Here is a 23,906-nt window from a genome sequence, read left to right as displayed (position 1 = left end):
CAACCAACCTCACACCCAGCAAGGCTGTCGGCGATATCCACCGCCCACTCCAAAAAAGCCAAATTGACGGCTTGTCCACTACTGGATATGTTGTCTGAATGAAAAAACACACCCCCGAACAAACGGCCTTGATCAGCCAACTCGAACAAATTGCCGAAGGCCTGAGCAAAACGTTCAGCCCGTTTTGCGAGGTCGTACTCCACGACCTGCGCGACCCGCAGCACGCAATCATGGCCATCCACAACAACCTCTCCGGACGCCAACCGGGTGACCCGGCTACCGAGCTGGGCCTGGCGCGGATCGCCGATCCCGAATACCCACAGGTGATCGCCAATTACCAGAACCAGTTCGCCGACGGCCGCCAGGTCAAGAGCACCTCCATCGGCATCAAGGACTCCACCGGCAAGTACGTGGCGGCCTTGTGCATGAACGTCGACCTCTCGCTGTTCCGGGGGCTGCAGGGCATGCTGGAACAATTCGGCTCGGTCAGCGGCGACCGGCTTGCCGAGTCCCTCGACCCGTCCGGCGCGGATGCCATTCGCGCGCGTATCGACCAGTTCGCCGCACGCCTTGCAACCACCCCGCGAGCTCTCAAAGCGGCCGACCGGCGCTTGCTGATGCAAGAGCTGAAAGAGGCGGGCGTGATGGACATCCGGCGTGCCATGGAAACAGTCGCCTCGCACCTTGGGGTTTCGCGGGCGGCGGTCTACACCTACGCCAAATGACCTACGCCGACTGTGCCACGGCCTCGATTTCAATCAGATAGCCGTGGTGCAATTCCGGCACCGGCACCACCGCGCGGGCAGGGCGGTGATCCCCCAGTGCAGCGGCGTACAAACGGTCAAATTCAGGCCAGTGCTTCACGCCCACCACATACACGGTGACTTTCACCAGGTCTGCAGGTGAGCCGCCTGCCGCCTTCAAGATCGCCAACAGATTGTCCAGGGCCACTTGAGCCTGTTCGGCAAACGAAGCCTCGAGGTTATGACGCCCGCCAGGGCTCACCGGCAATTGCCCGGAGATGTACAGCGTGCCCTGATGACTCACGGCCTGGGAGTAGTGACCGGCAGGCGTCGAGGCTGCGGGGGTGTGGATGATGTTCATTGTGGAGTGCTCAGCAGCGTCGCATAGGTTTGGAGGTCGACGTTGCCGCCGGTCACGATAATGCCCACGCGTTGGCCCCGGAACTGATGCTTGAGGCTTCGCAGGGCCGCCAGACCAAGGCAGCCGGTGGGTTCCACGACCATTTTCATGCGCTGCATGAAGAACTTCATCGAACCCACCAACTCGGCATCGGAGACGGTGAGGATGTCGGTGACCTGCTCGCGAATGATCGGAAAGGTGTGATTACCCAGATGCTGGGTCTGGGCGCCATCGGCGATGGTAGCGGGCGTGTCGATGTGCACGATGCTGCCGGTCTGGAAGGAACGCTGGCCGTCATTCCCGGCTTCGGGCTCGACCCCGTACAACAGGCAATCGGGCGACAGCGCACGGGTCGCCAACGCCGTGCCGGAGAGCATGCCGCCACCGCCCAGGCCGACGAACAGCGCGTCCAGCGGGCCGGTGAATTCCAGCAGCTCCTTGGCGGCGGTGCCCTGGCCGGCCAGCACGTCCGGGTGGTCGTAGGAGGGGATCAAGGTCATGCCGTGTTGCTCAGCCAGGGTGCGGCCGATCTGCTCGCGGTCTTCGGTGATGCGGTCGTAGAACACCACACTTGCGCCATATTCCCGGGTAGCGGCGACCTTGGCGGCCGGGGCGTCGGTGGGCATGACGATGGTTGCCGGCATCTGCAACAACCGTGCGGCCAGCGCGATGCCTTGCGCGTGATTGCCCGAAGAAAACGCCACTACCCCGGCCTTGCGCTGCTGTTCATCAAAACGCGACAGCGCATTGAAGGCGCCGCGAAACTTGAACGAGCCGGTGCGTTGCAGGTTTTCACACTTGATAAACACCTGGGCGCCGGTCTCGGCATCGAGGGTACGAGAGGTGTACACCGGAGTGTGGTTGGCGAAGCCCTCCAGGCGTTCGGCGGCGTTGATCACGTCTTGGTACGAAGACAGTTGCATGGAAGGGGCCTCTCGAGCGTATTGACTGGATAAAATATCCATATCTATACAAACTGTAAAGATGCATTTCATGCTAGCGTTTCGGGCTTCGCTGATCTGTAGAGGGCTCGACATTGATTCGACTCACCGATTACATCGCTGACTTTTCCCGTTCGCCGCTGGCGCCCTGGGCTGATCTTGCACCCTGGGAACTGGTCACCCAAGCGCCTGGCATCGTGCGTCAGTTGCTGGCGGGGCTTTCTGATGACGACTATGAAATTCATGACGAGATTGCGGTGCACCGTACTGCGGTAGTTGAAGCCGGCGCTGTTTTAAAAGCCCCGCTGATCATCGGCGCCCACTGTTTTATCGCCGCCGGTGCTTACCTTCGCGGTGGTTGTTGGGTGGATGAATATTGCATTTTTGGGCCTGGTGCGGAGCTCAAGACATCCTTTGTTTTCAGCGGCAGCAAGTTGGCGCACTTCAATTTTGTCGGTGATTCGGTGCTGGGTCGCGGGGTTAATCTGGAGGCTGGGAGCATCGTCGCCAATTACCGGAACGAGCGTGACGACAAGCAGGTGCAGGTGCGCGTTGACGGGCAGTTGCAGGGTACTGGGTGTGACAAGTTTGGCGCGTTGCTGGGGGATCAGTGTCGGGTCGGTGCCAATGGGGTGTTGGCACCGGGGGCGGTGCTTGCGGCGGGGAGTGTGGTCAGGCGGGGGGAGGTTTTTGATTGTGAGGGGTAGGCGGGAGTGTACATATCCGTTTCTTCGGTAACGGCCGCTTATGGTTCCGCTCTTACAGCGGGTCACTTTTGGCAAACGCCCCAAAAGTAACCAAAAGGTCTTTGCCCCACCACTCGGTGCCTCGCCTAGGCTCGGCATGCCCGCACTCCGGCCCGCTTCCGCGGGCCGCCGCGACGGGCCATCCATGGCCCGGCGCGGCTAAATCGGCTTCCCTGCCGATTTACCCGCTCCACCGTGCCTACTTGCGGCCATCGTGGTTGACGGGGCCCGCAGATCAAAATCAAAAGCAGATCAAAAGCAAAGCACAGCGGCCTACCGGCCGGCTTGAGTGTTAAGAGCAAAAGCAAAGACCAGAGCGAAAACAGAGCTGCTTTTCTGTGGGAGCGGGCTTGCTCGCGAAAAACCTGAGAGCGCCGCGTTCATCCAGAATGCCCGCGTCATCGTTAACGACCTTCGCGAGCAAGCCCGCTCCCACATTTTTTGGACCGTGCTCGCTTTAGCTTTTGATTGTGCTCTTCAACACTCAAGCCGGCCGGGAGGCCGCTGTGCTCTTGCTCTTGCTTTTGATCTTGATCTTAGGCGCCCCGTTAAACCACGCTGGCCGAACGCAGGCTTTGGAGCGTGGGTAACCTGGCAGGACGCCAGGTTAGCCGTCCTGGGCCAGGGATGGCCCATGACGGCGGCCCACGGTCCAAAGCCGGAGTGAGGGCACACCGAGCCTAGGCGAGGTGCCGAGTGGTGGGGCAAGAGCGTTTTGCTTACTTTTGCGCTCTTCAAAAGTGAGCCGCTGTAAGAGCGGAACCAACAGTGGCCGTTACCTAAACAACGGATATACACCCAACCCCCCAAATAACGGATACGCCCCCACCAGCTACTGCAAGTTGACGAACAACCCCCCATCCACCAGCAACGAAGCCCCGGTCACATACCGCGCCATATCCGAAGCAAGAAAAACTATGGGCCCTGCCACATCGTCAGGTTCACCCAGGCGCCCCAGCGGCGTGCGCGAAGTCATGTACGCCAGCTTCTCCTCATCCGCCAAATCCTCCTTGTTGATGTCGGTAGCAATCGTCCCCGGCAACACCGAATTACAGCGAATCCCATAAGGCCCCAGCGCAATCGCACAGGACTGCATCAACGAATGCAGCCCGGCCTTGGTCGGCGTGTAGTGCGTCTGCATCCCGCCGCCCACCAACGCACTGATGGAACTGACGGCGATGATCGCGCCTCCTTTGCCCTGGTTTTTCATCTGGTTCGCCGCAGCCTGCACGGCGAAGTAGGCGCCGTTTAGGTTGGTGTTGACCGTCTTCAGGTACACCTCGCGCGGCATGTCGAGGAACGAGTGGAACGGACAGATCCCGGCGTTGTTGACGAACACATCTACACTGCCGAATGCCTTGAGCGCGCCGGCCACCAGTTTGTCGCCGGTGTCCGGATCAGCCGCATCGCCGCCCACCTCCACCGCTTGGCCGCCGAACGCTTTAATTTCCTCGATCAACGAAAACGCCGCCTCAGTGCCCTGGCCACTGCCGCTGTGGCCGATGACCACACGGGCACCCTGGCGTGCACATTCCCGGGCGGCGGCGCGGCCGATTCCACGGGAGGCGCCAGTAATAATCACGGTTTTGTCTGCAAGTAACATAAGTGAACTCCTGAAAAAAAAACGGCCTCAGCCGAGATAGTTGCCGTAACCGACCATGGCAATGGCACCGAGAATCACCGCGATACCCGCGACCAATACGCCTTTGTTGGTGGCGCTGGTGCCCTGCCATTCGCGGAAATACAGGCCCCAGCAGTTGGACACGATGATGATGAAAGACATGTGCAACACCCACGAACTGGCGTCGTTCTGCAGGCGGCTTTCGCCCATGCCGTAGAAGAAAAACTGCAGAAACCACAGGGTGCCGGCACACGCCACCAGCAGGTAGTTACCGAGCAGTGGCGTACTGCGGTCGGTGTAGTTGTGGAACGTACGGTTGCGCCAGTTCAGCCACAGGCACCAGAGGCCGTTGGTGGTCAGGCCACCCCACATGATCACCATGAAGGTCACGTTGTTCTGGAACAGGCTATTGGCACCGTGCTCCACGGCCGCTGCGGCCAAGGGGCGACCGGCGGAAATGCCGTAGCTGAAGCATGCGCTCAAGACCCCGGAGATCACCGCCACCAGCATGCCCTTGGCCACCGAGAACTCGCTGATGCTGGCAAACTTCACCGCCTCCGGCACTTCACGTTCCTTGATCAACCCGGCCTTGCCGCACACCGCGATGCCCACCAGTGAAACCGCTACACCCCACAGCACCCAATGCCCGCCTTGAGACGCGAGCATCGAGGTCAAGGTGCCTTCGGTGGCGTCGGTGAACAGGTCGCGGTACAGCGCCGGCATCAAGGCGCCGAGGGCCGACGTCAGGCCCAGTACCAGTGACATGCCCAGGGACAGCCCGAGGTAGCGCATGGTCAGGCCGAAGGTCAGCCCGCCGATGCCCCAGAGTACGCCGAACAGGTAGGTCCAGAGCAGGGTGCTGCTCTCGGCCTGGCGCAGGATGTCGACCCAACCGGGCACGGTCAGCTGCGCGGCAATCAGCGGCACGATCAGCCATGACACCAGGCCACCGGTGATCCAATAGCTTTCCCAGGCCCAGCCACGGACCTTCTTGTAAGGGATGTAGAAACTGCCGGAGGCGAAGCCGCCGATGAAGTGCAGAATCACACCGAAGAGAATGATTTCCACGTAGTCGAATCCTTTTTTATTGTTGTGGTAGCACGCTGTTTCAGCCTGGGGTGAGGCTGAACATCGGGATTAAATCCACGCTGACGGGCGAGGCGTCCGGATGGCTGGGCATGATGTCTTGCATGTACTGCCACCACCGTTGCATCAGCGCGGTGCTCGGCAACGCGTCGAGGCCGTGCTGGTCTTCGTGAGTCATCACGGCGAACAAGGCGTTGCTGGCCTCGTCGAGGAAGATCCGGTAGTCCACCACCCCGGCATCGCGCAGGGCCTGGGCCAGTTCGGGCCAGATCTCGTCATGGCGTCGACGGTACTCGGCGTGCTGGCCGGGGTTGAGGTTCATGCGAAAGGCTCGGGTCTGCATCACTGGCCTCCGTGGGGTGGCGTGGGGCTGTAGATGCGCACCGCGTTGTGCAGGAAGAACTTGCCCTGTACGTCCTCGGATTTACTCGCCATGCAGGCTTTCACCAGGCCCAGGGTGGCGGCGAAATTGGCCAGGTGATCGCTGTTGGGCCAGTCGCTGCCGAAGAAGCAACGGTCTTCGCCAAAGGCTTCGCACAGCACGGCCAGGCGGTCGTTGTAGAACGCCGGGTCGGTGATCAATCCACGTGGACCGACTTGAGGGATTTCTGCAAGTTTGGCGAACACATTGGGCCGCTCTGCCAGGCGCATCAGGTCAGCGTGATACGCCGATTCTTCACCGGCGGGCACGCTGGCATTGGGCAGGTGGTCGACGATGATACGCAGCTCGGGCAAGGCGTCGCTCAGGTGCAGCAGCCCTTTGATCAGGCGCGGATTGGGGTTGGCGCTGTCCAGACCACGCCCGCATTCAGCAAGCCGGCGCAGGCCATCGATGAATCCGGGGCGCGCCTGGTCCTCAAGCAAATCGCGGTCCCACAGGTTGCCGTAGCGCAAACCGAGGAACAGCGGCTCATCGGCCAAGGCATCCAGATCAGCCGAAAAGTCGCCGTGCAGCGGGTCCAGGTTGCCGACGAAACCGAGCATGCGCGGGTCGCTGCGCAAGGTCTCCAGCAACCAGCGGTTATCGTCGCGCCACGGGCTGGCTTCAACGGCAATGGCGCCGATCACGTTATGTTCGCCTGCCAGCGCCCAATAGTCCGCCGGCAAATGCGCGGCATACAGCGCGTTGCCGGGCTCTGGCCAGGGAATGCCCTGGGGGCGGCGCGGGTCGAACAGGTGCAAATGGCTGTCGATGATCGGGCCGCTGTAAGGGGTAAGAAGCATTGCGCAATCCTTCGGAACAATGGATAGGGAAGGGCCCGCACGCTACCGCGCCAGGGCCCGTTGCACCACCTCAGCCCTGCAGGTACACCGCATGGGTGTGGGTGTACTCGTACAAGCCGTGCTTGCCATCGGCGCCGCCGATTCCGGATTTGCGCACGCCGGCATGGAAGCCTTGCATCGCCTCGAAGTTCTCGCGGTTGACGTAGGTTTCGCCGAACGACAATTCGCGCACCGCCTGCATCGCCTTGCCCAGGTCACGGGTGTAGATCGAGGAGGTCAGGCCGTAGTCGCAGTCGTTGGCCATGGCAATGGCTTCATCCAGGTCGTCGACAATCTGGATCGGCAGCACCGGACCAAAAATTTCTTCGCGCATGATTTCCATGTCGGCGTGGCAACCGGCCAATACCGTCGGCTGGAAGTGAAACCCCTGGCCCAGATCGGCGATCTGTCCACCGGTGACCAGCGATGCACCCTGGCTCAAGGCGGTGCGTACCTTGCGATTGACGCTGTCCAGGCCTTGGCGGTTGATCAGCGGGCCCATCTCCACATCGGCCTGGGCGATGGGGTCGCCGTAGCGGGTGGCGGCCATCGCGGCGCTGATGCGGTCGATAAACTGGTCGGCCACCTTGCGCTCCACGTACACCCGTTCGGCGCAGTTGCACACCTGGCCGCTGTTGATGATCCGCGAGTCGCGAATGGCGTTTACCGCGAGGTCCAGGTCGGCATCGGCGAGGACGATGGCAGGCGCCTTGCCGCCCAGCTCCAGGTTGAGCTTGGTGATATTCGGTGCCGCAGCAGCCATGATCCGCGAGCCGGTGGTGACGCTGCCGGTGAAGCTGATCATGTCCACGCCCTTATGGGCGGTGAGGGCGCCACCGACGCGGCCATCGCCGCAGACCACATTGAATACCCCGGCCGGCAGGTCGGTCTCGGCCACCAGTTTGGCGAACTCGAAGCAGTTGTTCGGCGTTTCTTCGCTGGGTTTGATCACGATGGTGTTGCCGGTGAGCAACGCCGGGGCCATCTTGCGGGCGATCAAAAAGAACGGGAAATTCCACGGCAGGATACCGGCCACCACCCCCAGAGGTTTGCGGAACAGAAAGATGTTTTCGTTGGGGCGGTCACTGGTGATGATCTCGCCTTCAATGCGGCGCGCCCACTCGGCCATGTAGTCGAGGTAGTCGGCGGTGAAGTTGACTTCCACTTCCGCCAGGCCGCTGACCTTGCCTTGCTCCAGGGTAATAGTGCGCGCCAGGTGGGCGACGTTTTCCCGCAGCTTGGCGGCGATGCGGCGCAAGTGACCGGCGCGTTCGATCGCCGGTTTGCGCGCCCAGTCTTTTTGCGCATGACGTGCGGCAGCCAAGGCTTGGTCGACGTCTTCGGAGGTGGACGCCGGGACCTTCGACAGCAGGGCGCCGGTAGCCGGGTTCAACACATCCAGGTGCGCATCGCTGGAGGTAAAGCAGCCGTTGATGAAGTTCTGGTAGACCGGTACGGATGACATGCTTGGCTCCTCAGTAAGTACGTGACGGTGCTTTGGCGTCGGCGGCGGGGCGATAGCGGGCCAGGGTCGCCATGGCACCCTGGCGCAGCAAGCTGATGTCGATGGCCACCGCAATGAACTGGCAGCCCCAGGCTTGATAACGGCGAGCGTCGTCTTCGTTGGGGGCGAGAATGCCGCAGGCCTTGCCGGCCGCCAGCGTGGCGTTGACCGCGTGCTGGATGCGTTCCTGCACCTCGGGGTGCCCGGGATTGCCAGCGTGACCGAGGCCGATGGACAGGTCGGCGGGGCCGATAAATACCGCGTCCACGCCTTCCACCGCCGCAATTGCCGCGACGTTTTCAACGCCCAGGCGCGACTCCACCTGCACGATCAGGCACAGCTGTTCATGGGCAGTATTGAGGTAGTCGGCCACGCCGTCCCAGCGGGTGGCGCGGGTCAAGCCGCCGCCTACGCCACGAATACCGTGGGGCGGGTAACGCATGGCCCGCACCAGGGCCTGGGCTTGCTCGGCGGTTTCGACCATCGGGATCATCAGCGTTTGCGCACCCACGTCCAGCAGTTGCTTGATCAGGTTGGCGTCGCTGCTTACCGCACGCACCACCGGCGCAGTGGCGTAGGGCGCCACGGCCTGGAGCTGGTTGAGCACGCTGGGCACGGTGTTGGGGGCGTGTTCGCCGTCAATCAGCATCCAGTCGTAACCGGTGCTGGCGACGATCTCGGCGGCGTAGGCGGTGGCGAAGCCGGCCCAGATCCCGTATTGCGCGGCGTCTTTACGCAGCGCGGCCTTGAAAGCGTTGTGGGGCATGTTCATGGCAGGAGTCCTCAGCGGTTATACGGACGATGCAGTTGGCAATCGGGGTTGAGGTCCACGCCAAACCCGGGCTTGTCGAGCACCGACAGGCGCATGCGGCCATTCACCGGCACCGGCTCACCGAGCAGTTGCGGGTGGAACATCGGCACCACCTCATCGGCCTTGGGCGCCATCATCAGGAACTCGGCGAACGGGCTGTTATGGCGGGTGGCGACGAAGTGGTAGCTGTAGACCGACGAGCCGTGAGGCACCACCAGCGCATTATGGGCGTCGGCCAGGGCCGAGATTTTCACCAGCTCGGTGAGGCCGCCGCACCAGCCCACATCCGGCTGGATAATGTCGCAGCAACCCATCTCCAGCAGCATGCGAAAGCCCCAACGGGTAGCCTCGTGTTCGCCGGTGGTGACCAACATGCCTTTGGGCACGTTGTTGCGCAGGGCGGCATAGCCCCAGTAGTCGTCGGGCGACAGCGCTTCTTCAATCCATTTCAGGCCGTATTCATGGGCGCCGATCGCCAGTTTGGTGGCGTAGTTCAGGTCCAGGCTCATCCAGCAATCGAGCATCAGCCAGAAGTCCGGGCCGACCCGCTCGCGCATGGTCGCCAGTTCCTCGAGGTTTTTGCGCAGGCCTTCTTCGCCTTCCGATGGGCTGTAGTGCAAGGGCATCTTGCCGCCGATAAAGCCCATCTTCTGTGCGAGGTCGGGGCGGGCGCCGGTGGCGTAGAACTGCAACTCGTCACGCACCGCGCCGCCGAGCAACTGGTGCACCGGTTCCTGGCGGATCTTGCCGAGCAGGTCCCACAGCGCCAGGTCGACACCGGAGATCGTGTTGATCACCAGGCCCTTGCGGCCGTAGTACAGGGTGGACTGGTACATCTGGTCCCAGATTTTTTCGATATCGGTCACGTGGGCGCCTTCCAGGAAGCGCGCCAGGTGCTTCTCGACGATATACGCGGCGGGCTCGCCACCGGTGGTCACGGCGAACCCGACGGTGCCGTCGCTGGCCTCGATTTCCACCACGAGTGTGCCGAGTACGTTGATCCCGAAACTGCGGCGGCTCTGGCGGTATTCGGGGTATTTGCTCATGGGGGTACTGATGTGATCGTCGATCCAGTGGCCGTCTGCCTGGTCGTGGTAGTCCGCGCCGCCGCCGCGCAGCACAAAGGCGCGGACGTGCTTGATAGTGAGGTTGCCCATGGTGTGACTCCTTGATTAAACAGTGGCCGGCGTGTTCGTCGCTTTTTGGCCTGGGGAATGGATACCGAGTACCAGCAACGCTGCGAGTACGGTGGTGGCGGACAGCAGGTAAAGGCCGGCTGCAGGGGAGTGAAAGGCGGTTTCTGCCCAGTTCTTCAGCACCGGGGCGATAAACCCGCCGAGGGCGCCGAAGGAGTTGATCAGGGCAATGCTGGCCGCCGCTGCGCTGCCGGCCAGGTAGCTGGAAGGGAAGGTCCAGAACACCGGTTGCACGGCGATAAAGCCCGAGGCGGCAAAGCACAGCGCGAGCATGCCCAGCAGCGGGTTGGCGAAGGTCACTGAGCAGGCGATTCCGGCGGCGGCCATCAAGAGGGTCAGGGATGCGGTTTTGCGGCGCTCGCCGGTGCGGTCGGAGTAGCCGGGAATCCACCACGCGGCGAACAGCGCGCAGACCCAGGGAATCGCCGAGACCAGGCCCACCATCAAGCCGACCTTGGTCCCCAGCAGCCCGCCGACCTGGGTGGGCAAATAGAACACCACGCCGTACACGCTGGCCTGGATCAGCAAGTAAACCAGGCACAGGTACAGCACGCTGGGCTGGCACAACACCGTGAGCAGGCTGCGGCCGTGGGAGGTTTTTTGCTGGTCTTCGCGGTCCAGCAGGTCCTGGATCTGGCGGCGCTCTGCAACGCTCAGCCATTTGGCATCGGCAGGGCGGTTGTCCAGGTACCAGTAGGCCCAAATGCCAACCGCGGTGGCCATCAGGCCTTCCACCGCGAACAGCCATTGCCAGCCGTGCAACCCGGAGAACCCGTCCAGCTCCAGCAACAGGCCGGACAGCGGGCTGCCGAAGATGAACGCCAAGGGCGCGCCGAAGTAGAAGAAACCCATGGCCTTGCCGCGCACGGCGGAGGGGAACCAGTAGGTGAGGTAGAGGATCACGCCGGGGAAGAATCCGGCTTCGGCCACGCCCAGCAGAAAGCGCAACACGTAGAAGCTGGTTTCGTTGTGGGCAAACATCATGGCGGCGGACACCAGGCCCCAACTGACCATGATCCGGCACATCCACAGGCGGGCACCGACGCGATGCATGATCAGGTTGCTCGGCACTTCCAGCAGCGCATAGCCGACAAAAAACACCCCGGCGCCAAAGGCGAAGGCGGCGTCACTGAGGCCGGTGTCGGCCTGGAAGGCTTGTTTGGCGAACCCGACGTTGGCGCGGTCGAGGAAGGCCATGATGTACATCAACAGCAGGAAGGGCAGTAGCCGCCAGGAAATTTTGGCGAGCAGAGGTGCGGGCAGGGTCTTCATTGTTCAGTCCGGTGTTTTGTTCTTATGGGAAGGACTGTACGGCGCTCAATCCATGCGCTACAAATCGAATCTCGCTTACAACTGATAACCTCAGGGTATCGATAACAAGGATAAAAATGAGTAGTCCGTTGATCTCCCGAAGCCTGTTCAACCGCCTGCGCTACAAGCATCTGCACATGCTGGTGGCCTTGAGTTCCAGCCAGAACCTGCACCGGGCGTCCCAAAGCCTGAACATGTCGCAGCCGGCGGCGACGCGCATGTTGCGCGAGATCGAGGACATGTTTGCCTGTGACCTGTTCGAGCGCCTGCCCCGGGGTATGCGCCCGACGGCGCTGGGCAAGGAGTTGATCCGCTTTGCCGAGTCGGCGCTGAGTGGCCTCGACCGTTGCGCCGAAGACCTGATGGCGCGTCAACAGGGCGGTTATGGCTACTTGTCGATTGGCACCATCATGGGCGCGGCCCCGGACCTGGTGATGGACTCCATTGCCCAGATCAAGACTCTCAATCCCCAACTGCGCATTCGCATCATGGGCGACACCAGCGACCAGGTGATCCAGTTGCTGGAACAAGGCCGCATCGACCTGGCCATCGCCCGGCGCAATGCCGCCACCGACAGCGAGCATTACACCTTCGAACCCTTGGGTAACGAGCGTTTGTTGGTGGTGGTGCACGCCGGCCATCCCCTGGCCCAGCGTGATGACCTGGCGCTGACGGAGCTGGTCAGCGACTGGCCGTGGATCCTGCAACCGGAAACCAGCCCGGCGCGCATCGGCTTCGACGAAGCGCTGCAACGCCTTGCGTTACCGCAGCCGGCAGACATCATCGAATGCAGCTCGGTGTATTCCATGCAGCAACTGATTCAACTGACCGACGCAATCATGGTGCTCTCGGAAAGCGCCCTGCGGGATTACCTGAAAATGGGCCTGGTGGTCGCACTGCCGGTGGCGCTGGAGGTGCAGCTCGCACCGTTCGGCATGCTGCTGCGCCGGGGTGACCCGGTGAGTCGCGAACTGGGGATGTTTATCGACATGCTCAGGCAAAAGGCCGCGATGCTTTAAACATCCTGTGCAAAAGAACGTGGTATGCCGGCGGGATATTAAATAGAATGAATCTCATTTGAGACTGACTCGCGCCGCGCAGGTTACTTGCCATGAATGATGCTGTATTGCCGACGCACCTCACTGAACCGAGTCTTCACAGCTTGTACCGCGACCACCGCAGCTGGCTGGAAAGCTGGTTGCGCCGCCGTCTGGGCAACGCGTGGGATGCCGCCGACCTGAGCCAGGACACGTTCCTGCGGGTGCTGGCCAGCGCCCAGCCGATTGCGCAATTGCAGGAACCCCGGGCGTATCTGGTGACGGTGGGCAAGCGGTTGCTGGTGAATTTTCATCAGCGGCGCAGCCTGGAGCAGGCGTATCTCAACGCATTGATGCACTTGCCGCAGGATTGCGTGCCGTCACCGGAACAGCGCTGGCTGCTGCTGGAAACCCTGCAAGCCCTGGATGAGTTGCTCGATGGTTTGCCACCGGTGGTGCGCCGCGCGTTTCTCTGGAGCCAGCTGGAGGGCCTGGGCTATCGCGAGATTGCCGAGCGGCTGAAGGTGTCCGAGCGTACGGTCAAGCGCTACATGGCCCAGGCCTATGAGCATTGCCTGCTGGTGGAACTGTGAGCCGCACCGCGCCGGATCTTGCCCGTGCGGCGGCACAGTGGCTGGCGTTGCTGGAATCCGGCAGCGCCACCGAGCGTGATCATGCCAGCCTGCAGCAGTGGCGTGACAGCCATCCTCAACACGAACAGATCTGGCAAAAAGCCCAGTTACTGCGCCAGCGTTTTACCGACTTGCCTCCGGCATTGGCCATGGCCAGCCTCGATCGCCCGCAACCGGGGCGGCGTGCGGTGCTCAAGCGTGCGTTGGGCGTGGCGGCCTTGGTGCCGGCCGCGTGGTTGCTTAGCCGGCAATTGCCGATCGATGCATGGCGCGCCGACCTGCACACCGCCACTGGCGAACGTAAGCGTGTGGCGCTGGCGGATGGCAGCAGCCTGCAACTCAACACTGCCAGTGCGGTGGATGTGGATACGGCCCGGCGCCGTGTGACGCTGGTGGAAGGGGAGATGGCGTTGACCGTGCCGGGGGCCGGTGTGCTGACGGTGCAGACGCGTTATGGCCAGGTGATCGTCAGCCAGGCTGACGTGTGTGTGCGGCAGCTGTCATCCGGGTGTTTGGTGTCGGTGCTCAAGGGCGTAGTGCAGGTGCAGGACCTGCGCGGGCAGATGGCGACATTGCAAGGTGGGCAGCAGGCCCGGTTGCAGGAATCCGGGATGGGCGCTGCGGTGGCGTTTGATGCGTTGCAACTGGGTTGGCGCGACGGTGTGCTGACGGCGCAGAACCAGCTGTTGGGTGATTTTTTGCGGGAGTTGGAGCGGTATCGACCGGGTGTGCTGCGTTGGGACCCGAGCCTTGAAGCGCTGCGGGTCACGGGGAGTTTTCAGTTGGCGGACACGGATCGCATTCTTGCGTTGCTGGCGTCGACGATGCCGCTGCAAGTGCAGTCCCGTACGCAGTATTGGGTGACGTTGACGCCGCGTAAATCGGCTGCTTGATGCGATCCTTGTGGGAGCGGGCTTGCTCGCGAAGAACCTGAGAGCGCCGCGTTGAATCAGGATGCCCGCGTCATCGTTGACGACCTTCGCGAGCAAGCCCGCTCCCACATTTGAACCGTGCCCGCTTTAGCTCTTGATTTTGGGCGGCCTCAACACGTGCCTTTCAGATCACATGCGCCCGCTGCAGCTCAGTCAGCGCCAGTGCCTTGAGCCGCGCCAACAGCGGATCCCGCCGATCCCGCGGATGCACCAGCTCCACCGCCAGCTCCTGGCGAATGCTGCTGGGCCGGTTATCCATCACCAACACCCGGTCACTCAGGTACAGCGCCTCGTCCACATCGTGAGTCACCAGCAGCAGGGCGATTCCATGATGCTCAGCCAATTGCAGCAGCAAATCCTGCAGCTTCATGCGGGTAAACGCATCCACCGCACTGAACGGTTCGTCCAGCAACAACACTTGCGGCCTTGAATACAACCCGCGAGCAATCGCCACCCGTTGCGCCATCCCGCCAGACAATGCCTTGGGCAACGCCTGGCCAAATCCTGTAAGCCCCACTTCATCGATCAACTGCGCAACCCAGGCCCTGTCATAGCCGTCGTCATCGCTGAAACCGATGTTTTGCTCCACCGTCAGCCAGGGCATCAGGCGCGGCTCCTGGAAGACAAAAGCGACCTCACCACCGCCTTGCAGCAGTTCCCCCTGATAGTCCTTTTCCAGCCCGGCGACGATCCGCAGCAAGGTGCTTTTGCCACAGCCGCTGGGGCCCAGCAAGCTCACCGCTTCCCGGGGTTGCAGGGCCAAGTGGACGTTGGCCAGTACGGTGGTCGCGCCGAAGCTCTTACGCTCGACGCGAATATCCAATAGCGCTTCACTCATGTTCAATGCTCCGGACCTTGGCCGTTGAAGGTATCGCGCCAGACCAGGCAGCGTTTTTCCAGGGCAGCCAACAGGCCGTCGCTGACCTTGCCCAGCAGCGCCAGCACGATGATCGCCGCCAGCACAATGTCAGGCCGCGAGGTTTCCCGGCCATCGCTGAGCAGGTAACCCAGGCCCTTGGTGGCGGCGATCAACTCGGCCGCCACCAGGAACATCCACGCCAGGCTCAAGCCGCTGCGCAGGCCGGTGAACAAACCGGGCAGGGCGGCGGGCAACAGGATGCGACGCACCAGGCGCGTACGGCTGAAGCCATACATCTGCCCGACTTCCACCAGCTTGCGGTCGATGTCGCGTATCGCCGCAACGCCATTGAGGTACACCGGGAAGAACGCGCCGATGGCAATCAGCACGATCTTCGAGGTCTCATCAATGCCCAGCCACAGCAGCAACAGCGGCACCCAGGCCAGGCTCGGGATCGAGCGCAGGCCGGCGAAGGTCGGCTCAAGATACGCCTCGGCTTCGCGGCTCAAGCCGACCCAGGCGGCAAACACCAACGCCAGGCTGGCACCAATGGAGAACCCCAGCAGCACCCGCAACAGGCTGGCGCTGATGTGTTTCCACAGCGCGCCTTCGGCGAGGTCGGTGAGGGTCACGGCGATCTCGCTGGGGGCCGGCATCTGGTAGGACGGCAGCCAGCCGATGCGCACCACCACCTCGAGGATCACCAGGATCAGCACCGGCAACGCCAGGCCCTTGAGTCGCCTTGGCCAGGCGCTGCGCTGCGCGGTGACGGAGGGCGCAAGCGCGACGGGCAGGGTTTCGCTTTTGCTGCTCATGACGCTCCCCTTATGGACGAGGCAAGGCCTGGCCGAAGCTTGGGTCGATCAACTGGTCGATCACCTGATCCACATTCACCCCACGGCGCACCAGTTCTTCCGACACCAAAATCGGCGCGGCAGCCTTGGACGACACCACGTCCTGGGCCGTGAGCAATGGGCTGCTCAGGTCGGTACGGGACAATTGCAGCTTGGCCACGTCGAGGGGCAGGCCGGACTCGTCGGCCAGCAGCTTGGCGAATTCATCTGGGTGCTTGACCGCCCAGTTGCGAGCTTTTTCATAGGCGCCGAGCACCTTGGCGATGGTCTGTGGATGCTCCTTTGCGTATTTGTCGGTCACGCTGACCACGCCGTAGCTGTTGAAGTCCTTGTTGCGGTACAGCAGGCGCGAGCCCGCCTGGATTTCGCTGGCGGCCATGTGCGGATCGAGACCGGCCCAGGCATCCACATCACCTTTCTCCAGGGCGGTACGGCCATCCGGGTGTTGCAGGTGCACCAACTCCACGTCGTCTTTGCTCAGGCCGGCTTTCTGCAGGCTGCGCAGGGTGAACAGGTACGGGTCGGTGCCTTTGGTGGCGGCGATTTTCTTGCCCTTGAGGTCGGTGACGCTCTTGAACGTCGAGTCCTTGCGCACCACCAGTGCGGTCCATTCAGCGCGGCTGTACACATACACCGACTTGATCGGGCTGCCATTGGCCCGGCTGAGCACCGCCGACAGGCTGGCGGACGAGGCGAAGTCGACGCCGCCGCTGTTGAGGTATTCCAGGGAACGGTTGCTGCCCTGGCTCAACACCCAGCCGACCTTGGTGTTTGGCAGTGCTTCTTCGAGCCAGCCGAAGTGTTTGAGCACCAGGCTCACCGGGGAGTAATAGGCGTAGTCCAGATTGACTTGCGCAGGGTCGGTTTCCGCTGCATGAGCGAGCGGTTGCAGGCTGAGGGCGAGGGCACAGGCGCCCAACAGGGTGTTGACGAAGGGTTTCATGGAACAGCTCCGGACAAGGCGGGAAAGAGAAGGCTTTTCTTATATTCAGAAAATTCATATGGCATGTTCCATCATGCGTTATAGGAATATGCAGTCTCTGTGCCAGCGTCTTTCGTGCCGCCGGGCAACCCCCACGTAGCAGCTGTCGAGCCCAAGCGAGGCTGCGTCAGCGGTCTGTCTGACACACCGCGGACGCAGCCTCGCTCAGGCTCGACAGCTGCTACGTGGGGGAGGGGTTGGGAGTGGGGAGGCGGGCACTTTGTTGAATCACTGTTGGCTGTGCAACAGCTTGCATATGTTTTTATGGAATAAATAAAGAGTTATATATTCCTTTTGTTGGTTTCACGAATAGGGCACTTTGAGTGCCTGCGCATTCGTGCGGATTGACCCAACAGACCAAAGGAAAGCCGACATGACCATTAAAGCGATCAACGTGCGCAACCAGTTCAAAGGCGTGATCAAGGAAATCCTGATCGGCGAAGTGGTGTCCGAGATCGACGTCCAAACCGCGTCGGGGATCGTGACGTCGGTGATTACCACCCGCTCGGTGCGTGACCTGGAATTGAAAGTGGGCAGTGAAGTGATTGCCTTTGTGAAGTCGACCGAAGTCTCTATTGCCAAGTTGTGACTGCAATCCAGTTGTGAACCCAATCCAAAGGTGGGAGCGGGCTTGCTCGCGAAGGCGGTGTGACAGTCAACATCTACAGTGACTGATCCACCGCTTTCGCGAGCAAGCCCGCTCCCACATTTTGTTTTGCATACAGCCGTTGGAGGGTTAGTTGAGCCGAGGCCCGCCTCCCGATGGCCGTGACCCCGGCTTCTCATCCGAGGCTTCCGGCAGTGCCTTGGGCGTTTCGCTTGGGTCCTTGTAGTCCTTGTGTAAATCCCCATCCAGCCGGTTGCTCGACGAGCCGCCACTTTGGGGTGTCGAGTCGAAATGCTCCCACTCCGATTGCTGGAAGCGGAACAGGCTGTCATCGGTCGGCGTGTCGCGGCCGTGGTAGTGGTGGATTTCGTAGTGGGCGTATTCGACCTTGTCCGCCCAGTTGTCCTGCAACAAGCCGTCGCCGGCCAGGTCGCGGTACCAGTCGTTTTCCTTCTCGGTGGCCTTCTGTTTTTTGTTGTGGTCGACGAAGTAGCCGATGATCCCGCCCACCACCGCCAACACCACGCCCACCAGGAACAGCGGCCCGGTCAGCGCTGCCGCCGTGCCTGCGCCAAACAGCGCCGCCGCCCCCAATACACCCGCCGACGCGCCGAACGCACCGCCCGCCACTTGCAAGCCACCTGCGGCCTGAGCCAACGGGTCTTTGCTGTCCACGCCGCTTTTGATCGCCAGGGCGCCGAGCACAATGTCGGCAAAACCACCGGCAATGTCCGTCGCCGGGCCTAACACCTTGATCACGGAACCGGCGATTTTCGCCGATTGGGAGGCGCCAAGCTTGGCCGCACCGGCGGCCTTGAGGCCGTCATCCAGGTGAGTGGCGAGGCCCTCGGTGGCTTCCGTCACCGCCTTGTCGCCCTCGCCAAACAGCTTGGCGACGCCGTCGTACTGGCTGTCGGGAACTGCGTCCAGGGCGGCGGCGATCTCTTTGCTGACCTTTGAGTCGATTTCGCTGGGCTTGCTGAAGTCGATGACTTTGCCGGCCGCACCTTCCTTGCCCCAGATTTCCGGCAGGGTCTTGTCCAGGCCGAGGAAGTCCACCAGGCCGCCCTTGCCCAGGGCTTCGCCGATCTTGTCGCCGAGCTTGACGAAGTGGCTGGCGCCGCCGGCAAAACTCAGGAAGTCCTTGGCGATGGTCATGCGTTGGGCCGGGGTTTCGCCGAGCTTGCCGCCTTTGCCCACCAGTTGGTAAATCCCCGAGAACAGGCTGACGCCGGCGCCCATCGAACCGAGGATGCCTTTGCTGTTGAGGGTGTTGAACACTTCGCCGAGCATGCCGCGATCCGCCACTGGGATGTACGGTTTGCTCAGGGCGGTTTTCACGTCGGCTTCGCTGATGGTGCCGCTGTTCTTGTAGACGTCGCCGAGTTCTTCCAGGGCCTTGGTCACGGCCGAGGATTTCTCCTTGCCCTCCAGGCCCTCGTTGAGGAATTTCTCCAGCACTTCCTGGCTGCGGCGCGGCAGGTCCAGCAGGTTGCCCTTGAGCACGCCCTTGAGCAGGCCGAACAGGTCCTTGGTGGCCAGTTCCTTGTTTTCGTCGGAGATCTTGCTCGGGTCCGACAGGATCTCGTTAAGGTCGGTGGTGAGACCGTCGGCCTGGATGTTCTGCGCGGCCTTGGTGGCTGCTTCCGGGTCGAACAGCGACAGCGAGGTCAGGGTATTGCTCAGGTCTTGCTGGGCTTCGTGGCTCTTGCCCTGTTTTTGCAGGTCCTTGAGGTACAGCACGTAGTCGGGGTTGCTGGTCAGGTCGAGGAGCTTCTGCTTGATCTCGTCCTTGTTGGGCAGGTGGCTGATGGCGTCGTCCATCTTGGACTTGTAGTCGGCCTGCACGGTCGGGTCTTTGAACAGCTCGCCGATCTGCTCCTGCACCGCCTTGCCGTCGATGATGTCGTGCATGTCGGCGGAGGTGAGTTCGGTCTGCTTGTCATCGAACTCGCGCCAGGTGGTGTTGAACGGGCGCTTGGATTCTTCGTAGCCGGTGATGCCATGGCCGTTCTGGTAGGCGGCCTGGGCTTCCAGGGCGCGGACCAGTTTGGCCCGTGGGTCGTCCTTGGGAATCGAGCCGTCCTTGACGCCGGCGCGGTAGGTGTCGATCAGTTCGGTGGTGGCCAGTTCGCTGACGCTCTGGGTCGGCGACTTGTCGTCGTCCTTGTCGGCATGCACGCCGGTGTCGAGGTTGAGCACGTCCAGCTCATCGTTGCTCGGCAGGTTGTACTTGGCGCGGGTCTCGTCGACGGTGCCGGCGCTCCAGGCTTCCCACTTGGCAACCACTTCGTCGTAGAGCTGCGGGCTGAGTTCCTTGGAGACGATGACCTTGCCTTCGCTGGTTTCATAGCGGATCAGGCCGTCCCCCAGCTCGTCGGGGGAGCCGAAGGTGATGTCGGTGTTTTTCAGGAAGTCATTCGGCCCGGCGAGTTTGTAGCCGGCGTCTTCGCTGCTGTGGATCTTGCTCCAGGTGTCCTGGGCGGTGGCCACGCTCTTGAACAGTTCCGGGCTGACGTCGGCCGATACGACGACCTTGGTGCCGTCGTGGGTTTCATAGGTCAGCACGTTGCCTTGCTGGCCTTCGATCCAGCCGAAGCCCTTGTAGTCATTCAGTTCCGGCGCCTTGGTGTTGGCGTCCGCCAGGCTCGAGCCGTCGTTGAGCGCGGACTCCACGGCGGCCTTTTTGTCGGGGTTGGTGTAGACCTCATGCAGGCCCGCCAGATAGTCGAACAGCTTGGGGTTGTCGTCGCGGGCCACGACCATTTTCTGGCCATTGCTTTCAAAGCGGATCAGGCCGGGACCGACTTCATCCTTGGGGCCGACGGTGGTGCCGGCGTAGGGCGGCCACACTTCGTTGTCGCTGGCGCGTTTGTAGCCGGCGTCTTCGCTGCTGCCCAGGCCGGTGAAGCTTTCATAGGCTTCCTTGGCTTTCTGGAAGGCCTCGGGGTTGTCGCGCTGGCTGATGACGAACTTGTTGCCGTCCTGGGTTTCGTAGCGAATCACGCCGGGGCCGGTTTCGTCGGGCGGGCCGAGGGATTTGTAGTCGCCGAGTTTTTCCGGGGCCGTAGCATCGCCACCCAGGCGCTGGTAGCCGGCGGCTTCGCTGGCGTTGACGCCGGACAGTGCCTTGAAGTCGGCACTGACTTGCTTGAACAGCTCGGGGCTGTCTTTTTCGCTGACGATGACTTTCTTGCCATCCTGGGTTTCATAACGGATCAGGCCGGGGCCGGCTTCATCTGCCGGGCCGATGGCCTTGTAGTCACCCAGGCTCGCCGGCGGTGCGGCGTCCTTGTCGGCCAGTTCATAGCCTTGTTCCTTGCTGGCTGCGAGCCCTTGCGCGGTTTTGTCGCCGGCCTCGACCTTCTTGTTGTTGGCGCTGTTCTTGAGCAGCACGTGGAACGCCGCGCCGGACTTGGGCGGTGTGAGAGGAAGGGCTTTGGGGTCGGTCGAGCGGTTGAGCGGCTGGGTCGTCATGCCATGGAACTCCTGCTGTTACCGGTGGGACGAATCGGCAAAAACAGTAACAGCAGGGGTTCGGCGGTCGTTGCGAAAAGTTGTGAATTGCGCCTTAACGGTGACGCAGGCTGCGTTCCAGGCGGGCAATGCCTTCTTCCAGCATGGCCCGCGGGCAGCCGAAGTTCAGGCGCACGAACTGCTGGCTGTCATCGCCGAATTCCAGGCCGGCGCTGAGGCCGACTTTCGCCTGGTCGAGGAAGAACTGTTGCGGGTCGTCCAGGCCCAGGGCGCTGCAATCCAGCCAGGCCAGATAGGTGCCTTGGGGGGCATGCATCACCACGCCAGGCAGGCGGGTTTGCACGGCGTTCAGCAGGTAATCGCGGTTGGCTTGCAGATAGGCCACCAGCGCTTGCAGCCAGTCGCCGCAGTCGCTGTAGGCTGCGCGGGTGGCTTCCAGGCCCAGCGGGCTGACACTGTCGACCATGCCGCAGCGGGCGTGATTGAAGCGCTCGCGGATCTCGGGGTTCTGGATCACCGCAAAGCAGGTCTTCAACCCAGCGACGTTGTACGCCTTGCTCGCCGACATCAGGGTGATGGTGCGCTGGGCGATTTCCGGGCTGAGGCTGGCGGTGGGGATATGCCGGCGGCCGTCAAAACACAGCTCGGCGTGGATTTCATCGGAGACGATCAACGTGCCCTGGTCCAGGCAGGCGGTGGCCACGGCCAGCAGTTCTTCGCGGGGGAACACCTTGCCTATCGGGTTGTGCGGGTTGCTCAACAGCAGCGCGCCGGCACCTTTGAGTGCCTCACGCATCGCTGGCAACGGCGTGAGGTACTCGCCCTCGGCGCTCAACTCAAACGGCACTTCGATCTTTGGCAGGTTCCAGTGGGCAGGGGCCAGGCGAATCGGGCGGTAGTTGGGGGTTTGCAACACCACCGGTTGCCCAGGCTGCACAAACGCGTGCAACGCCATGTTGAAACCAGGCTCGACACCCGGCAAAAACAGCAGCTCATCCGGCTGTACGCGCCAGGCGTACTTGGCCCACAAATCGGCGACGATCGCCTCACGCACGCCATCGCAGGCCACGCTGTAGCCGAGAATCTGCTGACCCAGGCGCTCGTGCAGCGCTTGAAGCACGGCCGGTGGCGCGGCGATGTCCATGTCGGCAATCCACATCGGCAGAACGTCTTGCGGGTAACGACTCCACTTGGTGCTGCCGGTGCCGAGGCGGGAGTGGATCGTGTCGAAATCAAAGCTCATGGGTGGCTCGTGTCAGGGAGGCGGGCGTGGAAATGGCGCTGATTCTAGCGCCATTAATTTTACGCGCCAGAGCTGATTGCCGCTTGGACTCCCGCTTGCCGGTAAAAAGCCCCGGACAACTGCTGTTGAGCCTGTTCCACGCTGCGTTGCACGGCGGCTTCGCCACGGACCATGGCGCCCAGGTAGGCGAACTCCACCGTGCGGATGCCCACGGTGCCGAGGATCGCCTGCAGGTAGGGCGTGAGGAAGTCGGGTTCACGGTTCTTTCGCGAACTTCCGGAACTCACCAGCACAAAGGTTGGCCGGTCCTGGAGCAGGGCGACTTTTTCAAACTGCGGGTTGACGGTGAAGCTGCGATGGATACGCACCACATGATCGATCCAGCACTTAAGCGCTGCCGGCACCGTGAAGTTGTGCACCGGGGTGCAGATAATCAGCAGGTCACAAGCCTCAAGCTCGACGATCAGTTGCTCGGACAGCGCCGTTGCCGCCCCACTGAGCCCGCCGGGCGTGGTCAATGCGTTGGCGTATTCCCGGGTCAACGGTGGCAGGGCCTGGCCGCCGTAGTCGCGCTCGACCACTTCGGCCTCGGGCGCCTGTTCACGGAGCAGGGCGCGGGCCAGGCGGAAGGTCTGGGCCGCCTTGCCGTGGGGGCTGAAACTCAGCAGCAGGGCGCGGGTCATTGGCTCAGATCCTGAGAAAAGTGCATCCCCAGCGGCAGCAGGCCCTGGCGGAAATAGAAGCGCTGGGCCAGGGCCATGTGCATGCCGGTGTCCAGCACCAGATAGCGATAACCCAGGCGGCGGGTGTGCTGGCGTACCTGATCCAGCAGTCGTTCGCCCAGGCGCCGGCGTTGCAGGGACGCGTCCACTACCAGGTCATCGACGTAGATAAAGCGGCCATACAGCAGGTTTTCCGTCAGGCGGTAACCGGCCAGGCCCAGCACCTGGCCGTTTTCCCGGGCGGCCAGCAGGCGGTAGCCGTTTTCCCGCTGGCGCTGGATCTGCTGGGCAAAGGCGTGCGGGTCTTCCAGTTTTGGCCGCAGTTGCTGCATGACGGCAAAACAGGCCAGGCAGTCGGCGTGGCTTTCTATGTGCACAAACTCAACAGCGTCATTCATGGTTGCCGTGCTCCATGTGCGCTTTTACGGCGGCAGGGACTTTGCGAAAGCTGATGGCGACGCGGTTCAGGGCGTTCATCAGGGCGATAGCCAGGGTCAGGTCGGCAATTTCCTTGTCATCGAACAGGGCCGTGGCCTCGGCATAGTGTTCGTCCGGCACCTCGGTGTGTGCGACCTGGGTGACCGACTCGGCCCACGCTAACGCAGCACATTCACGCGGAGTGAACAACGGCAAGGCTTCGCGCCATGCGGCCAGCAGCATCAGCTTTTCCAGGCTCACGCCCTGTTTGAGCAGGTCGCGGGAATGAGAGTCCAGGCAGTAGGCGCAACCGTTGAGTTGGGAAACCCGCAGGTACACCAGGTCAATCAACTCCTTCTCCAGGCCGCAGCCGTGGATGTAGCTGTGCACCGAACCAAGGGCCTTGTAGCCTGCAGGCGCTGCCTGGGCGTAGTCGAGACGGTGTTGCATGCTGTGTTCCTTGCTGTGGTGAGGTGATGCCGTCAGTTTGGCGGCCTGGTCGCCGGCTCAATAGGGCCAAGA

Annotated in this window: 24 protein-coding genes; 6 read left to right on the top strand and 18 right to left on the bottom strand. The window is 62.3% G+C overall.

The window, feature by feature from the left end:
• Positions 1–98: 98 nt before the first annotated feature.
• Entirely contained in the window at positions 99–725 is a 627-nt protein-coding gene (locus NVB75_RS04470) for a transcriptional regulator (protein ID WP_258346180.1), read from the top strand.
• A 1-nt stretch (position 726) separates the two neighbouring features.
• On the opposite strand, the gene NVB75_RS04465 is transcribed toward NVB75_RS04470, so the two are convergent.
• On the bottom strand, positions 727–1,104 hold the full coding sequence (locus NVB75_RS04465) for a RidA family protein (RefSeq protein WP_258346179.1): 378 nt from the start codon (positions 1,102–1,104) through the stop codon (positions 727–729).
• Complete coding sequence (locus NVB75_RS04460) at positions 1,101–2,066, bottom strand: threo-3-hydroxy-L-aspartate ammonia-lyase (protein WP_258346178.1); 966 nt, start codon at positions 2,064–2,066, stop codon at positions 1,101–1,103. The genes NVB75_RS04465 and NVB75_RS04460 overlap by 4 nt, the downstream gene beginning before the upstream one ends.
• A gap of 113 nt (positions 2,067–2,179) precedes the next feature.
• Here NVB75_RS04460 and NVB75_RS04455 point away from each other — a divergent pair, with 113 nt between their 5' ends.
• Complete coding sequence (locus NVB75_RS04455; RefSeq protein WP_258346177.1) at positions 2,180–2,791, top strand: LpxA family transferase; 612 nt, start codon at positions 2,180–2,182, stop codon at positions 2,789–2,791.
• Positions 2,792–3,662: 871 nt separating this feature from the next.
• Here the strand turns inward: NVB75_RS04455 and NVB75_RS04450 are convergent.
• The 8 genes from NVB75_RS04450 to NVB75_RS04415 all read right to left on the bottom strand — a co-directional run bounded on the left by NVB75_RS04450 (position 3,663) and on the right by NVB75_RS04415 (position 11,583).
• Positions 3,663–4,433 (bottom strand): SDR family NAD(P)-dependent oxidoreductase, encoded by a 771-nt coding sequence (locus tag NVB75_RS04450; RefSeq protein ID WP_008431301.1) that lies wholly within the window; start codon positions 4,431–4,433, stop codon positions 3,663–3,665.
• Positions 4,434–4,460: 27 nt separating this feature from the next.
• Positions 4,461–5,519, bottom strand: a complete 1,059-nt coding sequence (rhaT, locus tag NVB75_RS04445; RefSeq protein ID WP_226478197.1) for an L-rhamnose/proton symporter RhaT — start codon at positions 5,517–5,519, stop codon at positions 4,461–4,463.
• A gap of 40 nt (positions 5,520–5,559) precedes the next feature.
• Positions 5,560–5,880: an L-rhamnose mutarotase gene (gene rhaM, locus NVB75_RS04440; protein WP_008431304.1), complete on the bottom strand. Its 321-nt coding sequence runs from the start codon at positions 5,878–5,880 to the stop codon at positions 5,560–5,562.
• Positions 5,880–6,761, bottom strand: a complete 882-nt coding sequence (locus NVB75_RS04435; protein ID WP_258346176.1) for an amidohydrolase — start codon at positions 6,759–6,761, stop codon at positions 5,880–5,882. Before NVB75_RS04435 ends, rhaM begins: the two co-directional genes overlap by 1 nt.
• 70 nt (positions 6,762–6,831) lie before the next feature.
• On the bottom strand, positions 6,832–8,265 hold the full coding sequence (gene aldA, locus NVB75_RS04430) for an aldehyde dehydrogenase (RefSeq protein ID WP_258346175.1): 1,434 nt from the start codon (positions 8,263–8,265) through the stop codon (positions 6,832–6,834).
• A 10-nt stretch (positions 8,266–8,275) separates the two neighbouring features.
• Positions 8,276–9,076 carry an aldolase/citrate lyase family protein gene (locus tag NVB75_RS04425; protein ID WP_093197188.1) on the bottom strand — a complete coding sequence of 267 codons (801 nt, stop codon included), beginning with the start codon at positions 9,074–9,076 and terminating at the stop codon, positions 8,276–8,278.
• An 11-nt stretch (positions 9,077–9,087) separates the two neighbouring features.
• Entirely contained in the window at positions 9,088–10,272 is a 1,185-nt protein-coding gene (gene rhmD / locus NVB75_RS04420; RefSeq protein WP_258346174.1) for an L-rhamnonate dehydratase, read from the bottom strand.
• A gap of 15 nt (positions 10,273–10,287) precedes the next feature.
• Entirely contained in the window at positions 10,288–11,583 is a 1,296-nt protein-coding gene (locus NVB75_RS04415) for an MFS transporter (RefSeq protein WP_258346173.1), read from the bottom strand.
• Positions 11,584–11,699: 116 nt separating this feature from the next.
• Here NVB75_RS04415 and NVB75_RS04410 point away from each other — a divergent pair, with 116 nt between their 5' ends.
• The 3 genes from NVB75_RS04410 to NVB75_RS04400 all read left to right on the top strand — a co-directional run bounded on the left by NVB75_RS04410 (position 11,700) and on the right by NVB75_RS04400 (position 14,184).
• Entirely contained in the window at positions 11,700–12,641 is a 942-nt protein-coding gene (locus NVB75_RS04410; protein WP_076016683.1) for a LysR family transcriptional regulator, read from the top strand.
• A gap of 92 nt (positions 12,642–12,733) precedes the next feature.
• Positions 12,734–13,252 carry a sigma-70 family RNA polymerase sigma factor gene (locus tag NVB75_RS04405; protein ID WP_258346172.1) on the top strand — a complete coding sequence of 173 codons (519 nt, stop codon included), beginning with the start codon at positions 12,734–12,736 and terminating at the stop codon, positions 13,250–13,252.
• On the top strand, positions 13,249–14,184 hold the full coding sequence (locus tag NVB75_RS04400) for a FecR domain-containing protein (protein ID WP_258346171.1): 936 nt from the start codon (positions 13,249–13,251) through the stop codon (positions 14,182–14,184). The genes NVB75_RS04405 and NVB75_RS04400 overlap by 4 nt, the downstream gene beginning before the upstream one ends.
• Before the next feature lie 163 nt (positions 14,185–14,347).
• On the opposite strand, the gene NVB75_RS04395 is transcribed toward NVB75_RS04400, so the two are convergent.
• Genes NVB75_RS04395 through NVB75_RS04385 form a run of 3 tightly spaced genes read right to left on the bottom strand, consistent with a single transcriptional unit; the run spans position 14,348 to position 16,879 of the window.
• Positions 14,348–15,061 (bottom strand): ABC transporter ATP-binding protein, encoded by a 714-nt coding sequence (locus NVB75_RS04395; RefSeq protein ID WP_258346170.1) that lies wholly within the window; start codon positions 15,059–15,061, stop codon positions 14,348–14,350.
• A 2-nt stretch (positions 15,062–15,063) separates the two neighbouring features.
• Complete coding sequence (locus tag NVB75_RS04390) at positions 15,064–15,897, bottom strand: ABC transporter permease (protein WP_258346169.1); 834 nt, start codon at positions 15,895–15,897, stop codon at positions 15,064–15,066.
• A gap of 10 nt (positions 15,898–15,907) precedes the next feature.
• Positions 15,908–16,879 (bottom strand): aliphatic sulfonate ABC transporter substrate-binding protein, encoded by a 972-nt coding sequence (locus NVB75_RS04385; RefSeq protein WP_258346168.1) that lies wholly within the window; start codon positions 16,877–16,879, stop codon positions 15,908–15,910.
• Positions 16,880–17,291: 412 nt separating this feature from the next.
• On the opposite strand from NVB75_RS04385, the gene NVB75_RS04380 reads away from it, so the two are divergent.
• Complete coding sequence (locus tag NVB75_RS04380) at positions 17,292–17,507, top strand: molybdopterin-binding protein (RefSeq protein WP_003217010.1); 216 nt, start codon at positions 17,292–17,294, stop codon at positions 17,505–17,507.
• 147 nt (positions 17,508–17,654) lie between these two features.
• Here NVB75_RS04380 and NVB75_RS04375 read toward each other — a convergent pair whose 3' ends face one another.
• The 5 genes from NVB75_RS04375 to NVB75_RS04355 form a co-directional block, all read right to left on the bottom strand.
• Positions 17,655–21,002: a hypothetical protein gene (locus NVB75_RS04375; protein WP_258346167.1), complete on the bottom strand. Its 3,348-nt coding sequence runs from the start codon at positions 21,000–21,002 to the stop codon at positions 17,655–17,657.
• 94 nt (positions 21,003–21,096) lie between these two features.
• Positions 21,097–22,245: a MalY/PatB family protein gene (locus NVB75_RS04370; protein ID WP_258346166.1), complete on the bottom strand. Its 1,149-nt coding sequence runs from the start codon at positions 22,243–22,245 to the stop codon at positions 21,097–21,099.
• A gap of 59 nt (positions 22,246–22,304) precedes the next feature.
• A complete protein-coding gene (locus tag NVB75_RS04365) occupies positions 22,305–22,928 on the bottom strand; it encodes an FMN-dependent NADH-azoreductase (protein WP_258346165.1) in 624 nt (207 codons plus the stop codon).
• Complete coding sequence (locus NVB75_RS04360) at positions 22,925–23,365, bottom strand: GNAT family N-acetyltransferase (protein ID WP_258346164.1); 441 nt, start codon at positions 23,363–23,365, stop codon at positions 22,925–22,927. The genes NVB75_RS04365 and NVB75_RS04360 overlap by 4 nt, the downstream gene beginning before the upstream one ends.
• A complete protein-coding gene (locus tag NVB75_RS04355; protein ID WP_258346163.1) occupies positions 23,358–23,834 on the bottom strand; it encodes a carboxymuconolactone decarboxylase family protein in 477 nt (158 codons plus the stop codon). The genes NVB75_RS04360 and NVB75_RS04355 overlap by 8 nt, the downstream gene beginning before the upstream one ends.
• Positions 23,835–23,906 lie beyond the last annotated feature (72 nt).

It is taken from the genome of Pseudomonas sp. CBS, from assembly GCF_024734645.1.
Taxonomy (GTDB): domain Bacteria; phylum Pseudomonadota; class Gammaproteobacteria; order Pseudomonadales; family Pseudomonadaceae; genus Aquipseudomonas.
The sequence above is the reverse complement of the archived record's forward strand: the minus strand, read 5'-3'. Positions and strand labels throughout refer to the sequence as shown.